Source organism: Streptomyces sp. NPDC032198, from assembly GCF_040636975.1.
In the GTDB taxonomy this organism is placed as follows: Bacteria; Actinomycetota; Actinomycetes; order Streptomycetales; family Streptomycetaceae; genus Streptomyces.
In genome coordinates, this window is record NZ_JBEZVL010000006.1 from 374,113 (window position 1) to 388,363 (window position 14,251).

Annotated in this window: 11 protein-coding genes and 1 riboswitch; of the genes, 4 read left to right on the forward strand and 7 right to left on the reverse strand. The window is 68.5% G+C overall.

Going from position 1 to position 14,251, the window contains the following annotated elements:
• Nucleotides 1–103: 103 nt before the first annotated feature.
• From AB0E78_RS18430 to AB0E78_RS18460, 7 genes are all read right to left on the reverse strand, one after another.
• A complete protein-coding gene (locus tag AB0E78_RS18430) occupies nucleotides 104–1,126 on the reverse strand; it encodes a ribonucleotide-diphosphate reductase subunit beta (RefSeq protein ID WP_361833421.1) in 1,023 nt (340 codons plus the stop codon).
• A complete protein-coding gene (locus AB0E78_RS18435; RefSeq protein ID WP_361833423.1) occupies nucleotides 1,126–3,528 on the reverse strand; it encodes a ribonucleoside-diphosphate reductase subunit alpha in 2,403 nt (800 codons plus the stop codon). Before AB0E78_RS18435 ends, AB0E78_RS18430 begins: the two co-directional genes overlap by 1 nt.
• A 136-nt stretch (nucleotides 3,529–3,664) precedes the next feature.
• A riboswitch (cobalamin riboswitch) is annotated at nucleotides 3,665–3,802 on the reverse strand.
• 111 nt (nucleotides 3,803–3,913) lie between these two features.
• The gene (gene mctP / locus AB0E78_RS18440) at nucleotides 3,914–5,563 is read right to left on the reverse strand and encodes a monocarboxylate uptake permease MctP (protein WP_361833425.1); all 1,650 of its coding nucleotides are present in this window, start codon (nucleotides 5,561–5,563) and stop codon (nucleotides 3,914–3,916) included.
• Nucleotides 5,560–5,829 (reverse strand): DUF3311 domain-containing protein, encoded by a 270-nt coding sequence (locus AB0E78_RS18445; RefSeq protein WP_361833427.1) that lies wholly within the window; start codon nucleotides 5,827–5,829, stop codon nucleotides 5,560–5,562. Before AB0E78_RS18445 ends, mctP begins: the two co-directional genes overlap by 4 nt.
• A gap of 132 nt (nucleotides 5,830–5,961) precedes the next feature.
• Entirely contained in the window at nucleotides 5,962–6,159 is a 198-nt protein-coding gene (locus AB0E78_RS18450) for a YbdD/YjiX family protein (protein WP_361833429.1), read from the reverse strand.
• Nucleotides 6,156–8,270 carry a carbon starvation CstA family protein gene (locus tag AB0E78_RS18455; RefSeq protein ID WP_361833431.1) on the reverse strand — a complete coding sequence of 705 codons (2,115 nt, stop codon included), beginning with the start codon at nucleotides 8,268–8,270 and terminating at the stop codon, nucleotides 6,156–6,158. Before AB0E78_RS18455 ends, AB0E78_RS18450 begins: the two co-directional genes overlap by 4 nt.
• A gap of 102 nt (nucleotides 8,271–8,372) precedes the next feature.
• A complete protein-coding gene (locus AB0E78_RS18460; protein ID WP_361833803.1) occupies nucleotides 8,373–9,146 on the reverse strand; it encodes a GntR family transcriptional regulator in 774 nt (257 codons plus the stop codon).
• Between the two features lie 286 nt (nucleotides 9,147–9,432).
• Here AB0E78_RS18460 and AB0E78_RS18465 point away from each other — a divergent pair, with 286 nt between their 5' ends.
• From AB0E78_RS18465 to AB0E78_RS18480, 4 genes are all read left to right on the forward strand, one after another.
• Nucleotides 9,433–10,707 carry an extracellular solute-binding protein gene (locus AB0E78_RS18465; protein ID WP_361833433.1) on the forward strand — a complete coding sequence of 425 codons (1,275 nt, stop codon included), beginning with the start codon at nucleotides 9,433–9,435 and terminating at the stop codon, nucleotides 10,705–10,707.
• Nucleotides 10,708–10,814: 107 nt separating this feature from the next.
• Nucleotides 10,815–11,795 carry a sugar ABC transporter permease gene (locus AB0E78_RS18470; protein WP_361833435.1) on the forward strand — a complete coding sequence of 327 codons (981 nt, stop codon included), beginning with the start codon at nucleotides 10,815–10,817 and terminating at the stop codon, nucleotides 11,793–11,795.
• Nucleotides 11,792–12,649 carry a carbohydrate ABC transporter permease gene (locus AB0E78_RS18475; RefSeq protein ID WP_361833437.1) on the forward strand — a complete coding sequence of 286 codons (858 nt, stop codon included), beginning with the start codon at nucleotides 11,792–11,794 and terminating at the stop codon, nucleotides 12,647–12,649. The genes AB0E78_RS18470 and AB0E78_RS18475 overlap by 4 nt, the downstream gene beginning before the upstream one ends.
• Before the next feature lie 7 nt (nucleotides 12,650–12,656).
• Nucleotides 12,657–14,150, forward strand: a complete 1,494-nt coding sequence (locus AB0E78_RS18480; protein WP_361833439.1) for a glycoside hydrolase family 3 protein — start codon at nucleotides 12,657–12,659, stop codon at nucleotides 14,148–14,150.
• Nucleotides 14,151–14,251: the final 101 nt, after the last annotated feature.

Below are 14,251 nucleotides of genomic sequence, written 5' to 3' on the forward strand. Positions count from 1 at the left end.
GCTGGCCGCACCCTCGCTCGTCGGGTACGTCCACGACCGCCGGATCGACCGCGAGCTGCGCGAGGCGGAACGCGCCCCGCGCAGCCCGGAGGGGCGGGCGGCCCTAGAACTCGTCGTCGAAGGAGACCGAACCCTCGACCGCGACCTGGTAGGCCGAAGGGCGCCGCTCGAAGAAGTTGGTCAGCTCCTGGACTCCCTGAAGCTCCATGAAGGAGAACGGGTTTGAGGAGCCGTAGACCGGCGCGAAGCCGAGGCGCTGGAGCCGCTGGTCGGCGACGCACTGCAGGTATTCACGCATCGAGTCGGTGTTCATGCCCGGCAGGCCCTCGCCGCACAGGTCGCGCGCGAACTGCAGCTCGGCCTCCACGGCTTCCTTGAGCATGTCCGTGACCTGCGTCTGCAGCGCGTCGTCGAAGAGCTCGGGCTCCTCCTTGCGGACGGTGTCGACGACGTCGAAGGCGAAGCTCATGTGCATCGTCTCGTCGCGGAACACCCAGTTGGTGCCGGTGGCCAGGCCGTGCAGCAGACCGCGTGAGCGGAACCAGTAGACGTACGCGAAGGCACCGTAGAAGAAGAGCCCCTCGATGCACGCGGCGAAGCAGATCAGGTTCAGCAGGAAGCGGCGCCGGTCGGCCTTGCTCTCCAGGCGGTCCATCTTCTCGACGGAGTCCATCCACCGGAAGCAGAACTCGGCCTTCTCACGGATGGAGGGGATCTCCTCCACCGCGTCGAAGGCCGCGGCGCGGTCCTCCGGGTCGGGCAGATAGGTGTCGAGCAGCGTCAGATAGAACTGGACGTGCACGGCCTCCTCGAAGAGCTGACGGCTCAAGTAGAGCCGCGCCTCGGGGGAGTTGATGTGCTTGTAGAGCGTGAGCACCAGGTTGTTGGAGACGATCGAGTCGCCGGTCGCGAAGAACGCGACCAGACGGCCGATCATGTGCTGCTCGCCCGGCGAGAGCTTGGCGAGGTCGGCGACGTCCGAGTGGAGGTCGACCTCCTCGACGGTCCAGGTGTTCTTGATCGCGTCCCGGTAGCGCTCGTAGAAGTCCGGGTAGCGCATGGGGCGCAGGGTCAGCTCGAAGCCCGGGTCGAGGAGGTTCTTCTCGGCGTTCGTGGTGGAGCTCATTACTGGCAGGCCTCGCAGGACTCGGGGTTTTCCAGGGAGCAGGCGACGGCTTCTTCGGCTGTTGCCTGCGCAGGTACAGGGGCGGGGGCGGCTTCGGCGGTCTGGCCGGCCGCCGCGCGGGCGATGCGGGTCGCCGGGCGCGAACGCAGGTAGTACGTGGTCTTCAGACCCTGCTGCCAGGCGTACGCGTACATCGAGGAGAGCTTGCCGATGGTCGGCGTCTCCAGGAACAGGTTCAAGGACTGCGCCTGGTCCAGGAACGGCGTGCGCGCGGCGGCCATGTCGATCAGGCCGCGCTGCGGGATCTCCCACGCGGTGCGGTAGAGGTCGCGCACCTCGGCCGGGATCCAGCTGAAGCCCTGCACGGAGCCGTTGGCCTCGCGCAGCGCCTCGCGGGTCTGGGCGTCCCAGACGCCGAGCCGTTTCAGCTCCTGCACCAGGTAGGAGTTGACCTGGAGGAACTCACCGCTCAGCGTCTCGCGCTTGAAGAGGTTGGAGACCTGCGGCTCGATGCACTCGTAGACGCCCGCGATGGACGCGATGGTGGCGGTCGGCGCGATGGCGAGAAGCAGCGAGTTGCGCATGCCGGTCGCGGCGATACGTTCCCGCAGCGCGGCCCAGCGCTCCGGCCAGGTCAGCTCGACGCCGTAGTGGTCGGGGTGCAGGACGCCGCGCGCGGTGCGGGTCTTCTCCCAGGCGGGCAGCGGGCCATTGCGCTCGGCGAGGTCGGCGGACGCCTCGTACGCGGCGAGCATGATCCGCTCGGCGATGCGGGTGGAGAGGGCACGCGCGGCGGGGGAGTCGAAGGGCAGCTTCAGCTGGAAGAAGACGTCCTGCAGACCCATGGCGCCCAGGCCCACCGGACGCCACCGGGCATTGGAGCGCCCGGCCTGCTCGGTCGGGTAGAAGTTGATGTCGACCACCCGGTCGAGGAAGGTGACGGCGGTGCGGACGGTCTCGTCGAGCCGCTGCCAGTCGATGTCACCGGCGTCCGTGTCCACGAACGCGCCGAGGTTCACCGAGCCCAGGTTGCAGACGGCCGTCTCCCCGTCGTCCGTCACCTCCAGGATCTCCGTGCAGAGGTTGGAGGAGTGGACCGTGTGGCCGGGCTCCGCCGTCTGGTTGGCGGTGCGGTTGGCGGCGTCCTTGAACGTCATCCAGCCGTTGCCGGTCTGCGCGAGGGTGCGCATCATGCGGCCGTAGAGGTCGCGGGCCGGGATGGTCTTGCGGGCGAGCCCGGCGGCCTCGGCCTTGCGGTAGGCGGCGTCGAACGCGTCGCCCCACAGGTCGACGAACTCGGGCACGTCGGCCGGCGAGAACAGCGACCAGTCCTGGTCGGCGGCGACCCGGCGCATGAACTCGTCCGGGATCCAGTGCGCGAGGTTGAGGTTGTGCGTGCGCCGCTGGTCCTCGCCCGTGTTGTCGCGCAGCTCCAGGAACTCCTCGATGTCGGAGTGCCAGGTCTCCAGGTAGACCGCGGCCGCGCCCTTGCGCCGCCCGCCCTGGTTCACGGCGGCGACGGAGGCGTCCAGGGTCTTGAGGAACGGCACGATGCCGTTGGAGTGGCCGTTCGTTCCGCGGATCAGCGAACCGCGGGCGCGGATGCGTGAGTACGAGAGGCCGATGCCGCCCGCGTGCTTGGAGAGGCGCGCGACCTGGTGGTAGCGGTCGTAGATGGAGTCCAGCTCGTCCAGGGGCGAGTCGAGGAGGTAGCAGGAGGACATCTGCGGGTGCCGGGTGCCGGAGTTGAAGAGCGTCGGCGAGGACGGCAGGTAGTCCAGACGGCTCATCAGGCGGTACAGGGAGGCGACCTCGTCCAGGGCGCGGACGCTGCCGTCCTCGGCGAGGCCGCTCGCGACGCGCAGCATGAAGTGCTGCGGGGTCTCGATGACGTGCCGGGTGATCGGGTGCCGGAGCAGATAGCGGCTGTGCAGGGTGCGCAGGCCGAAGTAGCCGAACCGGAAGTCGGCGCCGTCCTCCAGGGCGGCCTCCACGAGACCGTCGAGGCGCTCCGCGTGGTCGGTGACGAACGCGGCGGTGCGGTCCGCGATCAGGCCCTCGCGGTGTCCCACGGCGACCGAGTCGGAGAAGGAGCGCACGCCCTGCGACGCGGCCTCGTCACGGATGCTGAGGCTGAGCAGCCTGGCCGCGAGCTGCGAGTACGTCGGGTCCTCGGAGATGAGCCCCGCGGCCGCCTCGGTCGCCAGCTCCCGCAGCTCCGCCAGGTCCGCGCGGGCCGAGCGGCCGCGCAGCGCGGCGGCGGCGACTCTGCCGGGGTCGGCGTCGGGGAGGTCGGCGGTGAGGTCGGTCAGGGTACGCAGCAGCGCGGTTCCTGGGCCGTCGGCGGTCTGCTGACCGTCGGTGGTCTGCGCTGACGCAGGTTCGGCTGGCGCGATGGTCACGTGGAGCACTCCCTCGCTCGGCTCTGGGCCCGCGGAGGGATGAGTGACACACGGGCGCCCGCCCCTGGGCAGGGCTGCGCTCCGCGTCCACCAGCCCATTCCACGAGGCCCGGACGACGTTGGCACCCGGACCGGTCGGAACGGGCGCGCTGCCGACAGGTCTTCGGACTGGAGAGCACGACAAATGCGTACTCGTACACCGTTGCGGGACAGTTCCGGACTTGCACCGGATTCCCCTGCGGCGACAGCGAGCACGAGCATACATCTTGTGCTGGCTCTGAGCGGCAGCCCCACATCTTGTGTCGGTGCACACATACGCGGCGCGGGCCGCCGGAGGAATCCGGCGGCCCGCGCCGCGTGTTGGGTACCGCGTTCGGAGAGAGGCTCAGTGCCCGCCCGGCGCTCCCGCCGTGGCCGGCGGCAGCTCCTCCACGACACCCGGGTCGCCCGCGTCCGCCGTGTAGTCCCCGGGAGACGTCTCGTCGATGCCGTCAGGGGCCTTCATGGCGCGCAGGACGAAGGTCATGACCACGGTGACCACCACGTTCAGGACGAACGCCGTGAGGCCGATGTAACCGATCTCACCGATGCCGGGGATCTCGTCGGACGAGCCGCCGAAGTGCTTCTGCGTCGGCGACGCGACACCGTACGCGGCGACCGTGCCGTAGATCATGCCGATCGCCCAGCCGGCGAGCAGCGCCCAGCGGTGGAACCACCGCGTGAACAGGCCGCCGACCAGCGCGGGCATCGTCTGGAGGATCCAGATGCCGCCCAGGAGCTGGAAGTTGATCGCGACCGTCTTGTCCATGGTGAGGACGAAGGCGAGCGCGCCGACCTTCACCAGGAGCGAGACCAGCTTGGAGACCTTCATCTCCTGCTGCGGGGTCGCGTCCGGCTTGAGGAAGTCCTTGTAGATGTTCCGGGTGAAGAGATTCGCGGCCGCGATCGACATGATGGCCGCCGGCACGAGCGCGCCGATGCCGATCGCCGCGAACGCGACGCCCGTGAACCAGTCGGGGAACATGTTCTCGAACAGCTGCGGAATCGCCAGCTGCCCGTTCTCCACCTTCACCCCGGCCGCGATCGCCATGAAGCCGAGCAGCGCGAGCAGGCCCAGCATCAGCGAGTAGAGCGGCAGGATCGTGGTGTTGCGGCGGATCACGTTGCGGCTCTTGGAGGAGAGCGTCGCCGTGATCGAGTGCGGATACATGAACAGCGCGAGCGCGGAGCCGAGCGCGAGCGTGGCGTACGTCCACTGCCCGGCCTCGCCCGGCGCGAGGCCCGCGACGGGCTTGCCCGCGGCTTCGTTGGTCGCCGAGAACTTGTCGCTCGCCGCCCGGAAGATCTCGTCGAACCCGCCGAGCTTGATCGGGATGTAGATGATCGCGACGGCGATGACGAGGTAGATCAGACCGTCCTTCACGAACGCGATCAGCGCGGGGGCGCGAAGACCGGACGAGTAGGTGTACGCGGCGAGCACCGCGAACGCGATCAGGAGCGGCAGGTCCTTGATGAACCAGTTGGTGTCCGGACCGCCGCCGACGCCCATGACGTCGAGCACGGCCTGGATGCCGACCAGCTGGAGCGCGATGTACGGCATCGTGGCGAGGATGCCGGTGACCGCGACGGCCAGCGAGAGCCCCTTCGAGCCGAAGCGCCCGCGCACGAAGTCGGACGTGGTCACGTAGCCGTGCTTGTGCGAGACGGACCAGAGGCGCGGCAGGAAGGTGAAGATCAGCGGGTAGACGAGGATCGTGTACGGCACCGCGAAGAAGCCGGCCGCGCCCGCCGCGTAGATCGCCGCCGGGACGGCCACGAAGGTGTACGCCGTGTACAGGTCACCGCCGAGCAGGAACCACGTGACCCAGGTGCCGAACGACCGGCCGCCCAGGCCCCATTCGTCCAGGCTCTCGGTCTCGGCCTTGCGCCAGCGCGCGGCCAGGAAGCCCATCGCCGTGACGGCGGCGAAGAAGAAGATGAAGACGGCGAGGGCGATGCCGTTGACGCCGCCTGTGTCCGCTGCGAGCACGTTCATCGGGTCGCACCCCCCTGGGCCTGCTCGGCCTTGCGGACGCGCTGGTCACGCTGCCACAGCTTGTAGGCGATCATCGTCAGCACGGTGGAGATGAGGACCCACAGCATCTGGTACCAGTAGAAGAACGGGATGCCGATGAAGGTCGGGTCGACCTTCGCGTAGGAGCTCACCCAGAGCATCGCCACGAACGGCGCGACGAGACAGAGGGCAATGACCACGCGGACCGGCGTGATCACCGGTCTGCTCACTTCAGGCGCATCTGACACTTCGCGGCTCCGCTCCCTCGCTTATCCCACCTTTAACGTGCGGGAAATCTAAGCGAGAGGATTGATCTATGGAACCCCCGTCCGGATACCGGACGGGTGCCGAATGGGTGCCGGATGGGTCAACGCGCCTGCTCAGCAGCAGCGGAACCCCTGTCGCGGGTCTGACTCCTGCCGGTCCGTCCGCATTCGCTCGAACTCCCTCCGGGAGGGTACGGATGCCCCCGGATGCGTCTTGTGTGCGTGCTCCACATACCGGTCGTACGCGGACTCGTCGGTCAACTCCCGCGCGTACCACCGGACCCAGCGCAGCCCCCGCAGCACCCAGGTCATTTCGTGAGCTCCGCCTTCTCCTCCCGGGTCGGGATGAGCCCGGCCGGTGCGGTCAGTCTGGACTCCACGTATTCGGCCTCGCTCAGCTGCGTCGACTGCGGGTTGCGGACGTGCTTCACGCAGATCCGGGCGGCGTCCGCGATCACGATGACGATGAGCAGGGCGAGCACGGCCGAAAGGACGCCGTCCACGGTGGAGTTGGTGACGACGGTGTGCATGTCGTCCATGGTCTTGGCGGGCGGCAGGACTTTGCCCGCGTCGATGGCGTCCTGGTAGTTGGCGCGCTGCTGGAAGAAGCCCACGCGCGGGTCGCTGGAGAACACCTTCTGCCAGCTCGCGGTGAGCGTCACCGTCGCGTCCCAGGCGAGTGGAATCCCGGTGATCCAGGCCCACTTGAGGCGTCCGGACTTCACCAGGAGCGTCGTGCAGACGGCGAGGGCGACCGCGGCGAGGAGCTGGTTGGAGATGCCGAAGATCGGGAAGAGCTGGTTGATCCCGCCGAGCGGCTCGTGCACGCCGACCCACAGGAAGTAACCCCACAGACCCGTGACCACCGCGCTGGTGATGATGAGTCCGGGCTTCCAACTGACCCTCTTGAAGGGCTTGTAGACGTTCCCGAGCATGTCCTGGAGCATGAAGCGGCCCACGCGGGTGCCCGCGTCGAGCGCGGTCAGGATGAACAGCGCCTCAAACATGATCGCGAAGTGGTACCAGAAGGCCCGCATGGAGCCGCCGGTGACCTTCGAGAAGATCTCGGAGACGCCGACCGCGAGCGTGGGCGCGCCACCGGTCCGCGAGAGCAGCGAGGACTCCTCGACGTTCTTGGCGGCCTGCGCGAGATCGGCGGGGGAGATGGAGTACCCGAAGCCGGCGACCGCCTGGCTCGCGGCCTGGACGTTGTCCCCGATGACGCCCGCGGGCGCGTTCATCGCGAAGTACAGCCCCGGGTCGATGATGCTGGCCGCGACGAGTGCCATGACCGCGACGGCCGACTCCATCAGCATGGAGCCGTAGCCGATCATCCGGACCTGCGTCTCCTTCTGGATCATCTTCGGCGTCGTGCCCGAGGAGATCAGCGCGTGGAAGCCGGACAGGGCCCCGCAGGCGATGGTGATGAAGACGAACGGGAAGAGCGAGCCCGCGAAGACGGGCCCGTCGCCGCGCGAGGCGAAGTCGGTCACCGGGTCCATCTTGAGGGTCGGCAGCGTGATGACGACGCCGAGCGCGAGCAGCAGGATCGTGCCGATCTTCATGAACGTGGAGAGGTAGTCGCGCGGCGCGAGCAGCATCCACACCGGCAGGATCGAGGCGATGAATCCGTACGCCACCAGCCAGATGACCAGCGTCGACGGCGCGAGCGTGAAGGTGTCCGCGAGGGACGACTCGGCGACCCAGCGCCCGGCGACGAGCGCGAGGAGCAGCAGCGCGATCCCGATGAGGGAGACCTCGCTGACCCGCCCCGGCCGCAGGACCCGCAGGTAGAAGCCCATGAGCAGGGCGATCGGAATGGTCATCGCGATGGAGAAGGTGCCCCAGGGTGAGTCCGCGAGCGCGTTGACGATGACGAGGGCGAGTACCCCGAGCAGGATGATCATGATGGCGAACGCGGCGAGCAGCGCGGCGGCCCCGCCGAAGGGGCCGATCTCCTCGCGCGCCATCTGGCCGAGCGACTTGCCGTCGCGCCGGGTGGAGAAGAAGAGGACAACCATGTCCTGTACGGCGCCCGCGAAGATCACCCCGACGATGATCCAGATCGTGCCCGGCAGATACCCCATCTGCGCGGCCAGTACGGGCCCCACCAGCGGGCCCGCGCCCGCGATCGCCGCGAAGTGATGGCCGAGCAGGACGCGGCGGTCGGTCGGGTGGAAGTCGATGCCGTTGTCCAGGCGCTCGGCCGGGGTGGCCCGCTTCTTGTCGACCTTCAGGGCGCGTTCGACGATGAACTTGGAGTAGAAGCGATAGGCGATGGCGTACGAGCCGAGGGCCGCGGCCACCATCCAGGCCGCCGACACCTCCTCGTCCCGCGCGAGCGCGAGCACGGTCCACCCCGCGGCGCCCACCAGCGCGACGAGGGACCAGATGACGATGGATCGGGGATTCGCTGTGCGCACCGGGTCGTCCTCCCGTTCATCATGCGATGACGGGAGGAACGTAGAGCAGCACGGTTCCCGGCGCCAGACCCCCGGAAGAGGATCAGGCCGCCGGGTGCCGGATCACTCCGTGGGGCGCTTGAGGCGGGCCACGAACTTGTAGCGGTCGCCGCGGTACACCGAACGGACCCACTCCACGGGCTGGCCGCCGCCGTCCAGGGAGTGCCGCGACAGGAGCAGCATCGGCAGGCCCACGTCCGTGCCGAGCAGGCCCGCCTCGCGCGGGGTCGCCAGGGAGGTCTCGATGGTCTCCTCGGCCTCCGCGAGGTGGACGTCGTACACCTCGGCGAGTGCGGTGTAGAGCGAGGTGTACTTCACCAGGGAGCGGCGCAGGGCCGGGAAGCGCTTGGCCGACAGGTGCGTCGTCTCGATGGCCATCGCCTCGCCGTTGGCGAGCCTCAGGCGCTCGATCCTGAGCACCCGGCCGCCCGTACTGATGTCGAGGAGCCCCGCGAGGGTGTCGTCGGCGGTGATGTAGCCGATGTCCAGGAGCTGTGAGGTCGGCTCCAGGCCCTGGGCCCTCATGTCCTCGGTGTACGAGGTGAGTTGGAGCGCCTGGGAGACCTTCGGCTTGGCCACGAAGGTGCCCTTGCCCTGGATCCGCTCCAGGCGGCCCTCGACGACCAGCTCCTGCAGGGCCTGGCGCACCGTCGTGCGCGAGGTGTCGAACTCGGCGGCGAGCGTGCGCTCCGGCGGGACCGGGGTACCGGGCGGCAGCGTCTCCGTCATGTCGAGCAAGTGCCGCTTCAGGCGGTAGTACTTGGGCACGCGCGCGGTGCGGCCGACGCTCGGGGCCGCGCCCGCGTCGGTCTCTGTACTGCTTGCCTCGGTGCCCATGCTCTGCCTTCCCGGCTCCTGTGCTGCTGCCGTCACCGGCTCCTCCGTCTGTCGCGGCTCACATCGTGGCACGTACCGGGCTGAGCAGACTGTGCCCGCTCAGGTGTCGGTCCGATAACGGACCTGACAGCCCTTCTTATACACCCTTGACACCCCTAAAGGTCTAGGCCAAGCTCCCCGTACTGGTCTACACCATTAAAGACCAGGTTCCAGTCCCACGGGCAGATCTCGGTCCATTTGGTCGCTGCGGGTGGGGGGTTGACTGGCATCCCTTGAGGAGGGTGACGTGAAGCGCAAGCTCATAGCGGCCATCGGTGTCGCGGGCATGTTGGTCTCGATCGCGGCCTGTGGCAGCGACGACAGCGACGACAAGAAGGCCGGAGCGGACGGCTTCAAGGGGGAGACCCTGACGCTCTGGGCGATGGACGGCTCCACGCCCGAAGGCTGGACCAAGGACGTCAAGGCGGCCTTCGAGAAGAAGACCGGCGCCAAGCTGAAGCTCGAAGTCCAGCAGTGGAACGGCATCCAGCAGAAGCTGACCACGGCCCTCTCCGAGGAGAACCCGCCGGACGTCTTCGAGATCGGCAACACCCAGACCGCCGCCTACGCCAAGACGGGTGGCCTCGCCGAACTCGGTGACCTCAAGGAGGGGCTCGGCGCCGACTGGACCGAGTCGATCAACAAGTCCTCGGTCGTGGACGGCAAGCAGTACGCCGCCCCGTGGTTCGTCCTGAACCGCGTGGTGATCTACAACAAGAAGGTCTGGGCCGACGCCGGCATCAAGGAGACCCCCAAGACCCGCGCGGAGTTCCTCAAGGACCTCAAGACGATCGGTTCCAAGACCGAGGCCGAGCCGATCTACCTGCCCGGCCAGAACTGGTACCACTTCGTCGGCCTGACCATCGGTGAGGGCGCCGAGCTGGTCAAGAAGGACGGCGACAAGTACGTCTCCAACCTGGCCGACCCCAAGGTCGCCAAGGCCATGAAGACGTACAAGCAGTTCGCGGACCTCTCCAAGGCTCCCAAGAACAAGGACGAGGCCACCCCGCAGCAGGCCGAGGTCTTCGCCAAGGGCAAGACCGGCGCCTTCATCGGCATGAGCTGGGAGGCCGCGACGGCGATCAAGGCCAACCCGAAGATCGAGAAGGACATCGGTTACTTCACGATCCCCGGCGCCACCGCCGCCAAGCCCGAGGGTGTCTTCCTCGGCGGCTCGAACCTCGCCGTCGCCGCGACCAGCAAGAAGCAGGACCTCGCCAAGGAGTTCCTGAAGATCGCGCTGTCGGACAAGTTCGAGGGCGCGCTCGCCAAGGAAAGCGGCGTCATCCCGAACAAGAAGGCCCTGGAGGCTCAGCTCAAGGGCAACGCGGCCGCCGAGGCCGCGGCGCCCGCCACCGCCGGCGGCGGCACGACCCCGCTGATCCCCGAGTGGGCCGCGGTGGAGAACCCGCCGAACCCGATCAAGAACTACATGACCGCGGTGCTGAACGGTAAGTCGAACGACGAAGCCGCCAAGCAGGTCGAGGGCGAGTTCAACAAGCGCCTGTCGCAGAAGCAGTAAGGACGCGCTTACGCCGGGGACTTCGGGCCCGGGGTGTCATCCGCCCCCGGGCCCGCTGCCCCGGCTCAGCGCTGCGTTCCGCGATGCCCACGAAAGAGATGGCAAGCATGACCGTGCAGACCGAACGGCCGCCCTCCGGCCCGACGGAGGATCTGAAATCGGACAGTAGGCCGAAGGATCCGGGCGAGCCCCGCACACGGGCCCGGTCGCTTGGGCCCTACCTGCTACTGCTTCCCGCGGTCGCGGCCACCCTGCTGTTCCTCGGCTGGCCGTTGGTCAACAACGGGATCCTGTCGTTCCAGAACCTCAACATGAGGCAGTTCATCCTCCACCTCACGGAGTGGAACGGGATCGACAACTTCAAGGAGGTCCTCAGCGGCGAGGACTTCTGGCGGGTCACAGGCCGCTCGATCGCCTTCACCGCGGTCAACGTCGCGCTGATCATGCTGCTCGGCACGCTGATAGGCCTGCTGCTCGCGCGGCTCGGCAAGCGGATGCGGACGTTCCTCCTGGTCGGACTCGTGCTCGCCTGGGCCATGCCGGTCATCGCGGCGACGACCGTCTACCAGTGGCTGTTCGCCCAGCGCTTCGGCGTCGTCAACTGGGTCCTCGACAAGGCCGGCTGGCACTCGATGGCCGACTACGACTGGATGGGCAGCCAGTACTCCACGTTCTTCGTGGTCATCGTCCTGATCGTCTGGCAGTCGATCCCCTTCGTGGCGATCAATCTGTACGCCGCGACGACGACGATCCCCAAAGAGCTCTACGAGGCCGCGTCGCTCGACGGCGCCGGCGCCTGGAAGCGCTTCACGAACGTCACGCTGCCTTATCTGCGGCCCTTCCTCTACGCGACGACGTTCCTGGAGATCATCTGGGTCTTCAAGGCGTTCGCGCAGGTCATGGCGCTCAACGAGGGCGGCCCGGACCGGCTCACCGAGATCCTGCCCGTCTACGCCTACATCGAGGGCATGGGCAACCAGCACTTCGGCATGGGTGCGGCGATCGCGCTGCTCACCATCGTCATCCTGCTGGCCCTGACCGCGTTCTACCTGCGGATCGTGCTCAAGCAAGAGGAGGACGAGCTGTGAACCGCATCGCTTCGTCGAGGTCGTCGCGTTCGTCGGTGGTCCGTCGCATCTGGCCCAACGCGGTGGCCGTCGTTCTCTTCATCGGCCTCGTCTTCCCGGTCTACTGGATGTTCGCCACGGCCTTCAAGCCGACCGGCGACATCATCAGCGAGGACCCGGTATGGATCCCGACCGACGCGACGTTCGAGCACTTCAAGACGGCCGTCAACGCCGATCACTTCTGGACGATGGTGGGCAACTCCGTCACCGTCACGGTGCTCGCCGTGATCTTCTCGCTGATCATCGGCCTCGCGTCGGCGTTCGCGCTCGCCCGCATGCGCTTCAAGGGCCGCAAGGGCTTCATCATCGGCTTCATGCTGGCCCAGATGGCGCCCTGGGAAGTCATGGTCATCGCGATCTACATCATCGTGCGCGACGCCGACATGCTGAACAGCCTGGTTCCGCTCACCCTCTTCTACATGGTGATGATCCTGCCCTTCACGCTCCTGACGCTGCGCGGCTTCGTCGCCGCGGTGCCGCGTGAGCTGGAGGAGTCGGCGATGGTCGACGGCTGCTCACGGATGCAGGCGTTCCGCAGGGTGATCCTGCCGCTGCTCGCGCCGGGCCTGATGTCGACCTCGCTCTTCGGTTTCATCACCGCCTGGAACGAATTCCCGCTCGTCCTTGTCCTCAACAAGGAGGCGGAGGCCAAGACGCTCCCGGTGTGGCTCTCCGGTTTCCAGTCCGTCTACGGCGACGACTGGGGTGCCACCATGGCCGCCGCCTCGCTCTTCGCCATCCCGATCCTCGTCCTCTTCGTCTTCCTGCAGCGCAGGGCCGTCAGCGGTCTGACCGACGGCGCCGTGAAGGGATAACCGCCATATGACGACACTCACCAGCCCCACCGACACCCTCACCCGGGATGCCCTGACCGTCCTGCAGCCCGGCTTCGTCGGGACAAGCGCGCCCGACTGGCTGCTCCGCAGGATCGGTGAAGGCCTCGCCTCGGTCGGGCTCTTCGGCCGCAACATCGCCTCGCCCGAACAGCTGGCCGCACTGACGGCACAGTTGCGCGCCGAGCGCGACGACGTCCTGGTCGCCATCGACGAGGAGGGCGGTGACGTGACCCGCCTGGAGGTCCGCTCCGGCTCCTCCTTCCCCGGCAACCACGCCCTCGGCGCGGTCGACGACACGGCGCTCACCCGTGACGTGGCCGCCGAGCTGGGCCGCCGGCTCGCCGCGTGCGGCGTCAACCTCAACTGGGCGCCGTCCGCCGACGTCAACTCCAACCCCGACAACCCCGTGATCGGCGTACGGTCCTTCGGCGCCGACCCGCTCCTGGTGGCCCGGCACACCGCCGCGTACGTCGAGGGCCTGCAGTCCGCGGGCGTCGCCGCCTGCACCAAGCACTTCCCCGGGCACGGCGACACCGCGGTCGACTCGCACCATGACGTGCCGCGCATCGGGGTGGACCCGGAGGTGCTCCGGGCGCGTGACCTGGCGCCGTTCCGGGCGGCGATCGCCGCGGGCACGCGGGCCGTGATGAGCGCGCACATCCTCGTGCCGTCCCTGGACGCGGAGTACCCGGCGACGCTCTCCCGCCGCATCCTGACCGGCATCCTGCGCGAGGAACTCGGCTTCGACGGCCTGATCGTCACGGACGGCATGGAGATGCAGGCCATCTCCGCCACGTACGGCATCGAGCGCGGCAGCGTCCTCGCCATCGCCGCGGGCGCCGACGCGATCTGCGTGGGCGGCGGCCTCGCGGACGACGAGACGGTCCTGCGGCTTCGCGACGCGCTGGTCGGCGCCGTCCGCACGGGCGAGCTCTCCGAGGAGCGCCTCGCCGACGCGGCCACGCGGGTGCGGGCCCTTGCCCACTGGACTTCGGTGTCGGGCGCGGCCGAGCGTTCGGGGGGCGCGCCCGGCACCGAGATCGGCCTGGTCGCGGCCCGCCGCGCCCTGACGGTCACCCGGGGCGAGTCCTACGCGGCCCCGCTCACCGAGGCTCCGTTCGTCGCCGCCTTCACCCCGCTGGCCAACATCGCGGTGGGCGACGAGACCCCGTGGGGTGTGGCCGCGGAGCTGGAGCGCCTGCTCCCGGGCACCGAGACGGGCAGCTTCACGGGCGCGGACGCGGGTGCGCTGGCCCTCGCGGAGGCGGGGGAGCGGCGGATCGTGGCCGTCGTCCGCGACGCCCACCGCCACGCGTGGATGGCGGAGTCCCTGAACACCCTGCTGACCACCCGCCCGGACACGATCGTGGTCGAGATGGGCGTCCCGCAGTCAGCCCCGACGGGCTCCCTCCACATCGCCACACACGGCGCGGCACGGGTCTGCGGCCTGGCGGCGGCAGAGGTCATCACAGGGGCCTAGCAAGCGCCCCGAAGGGGAGCGGGGAACTGCGAGCCCAGCCCCCACTCACTCGCGGAGAGACCACAAACGAAAGGTGCCGGGGATCCCCAGCAGGGGGTCCC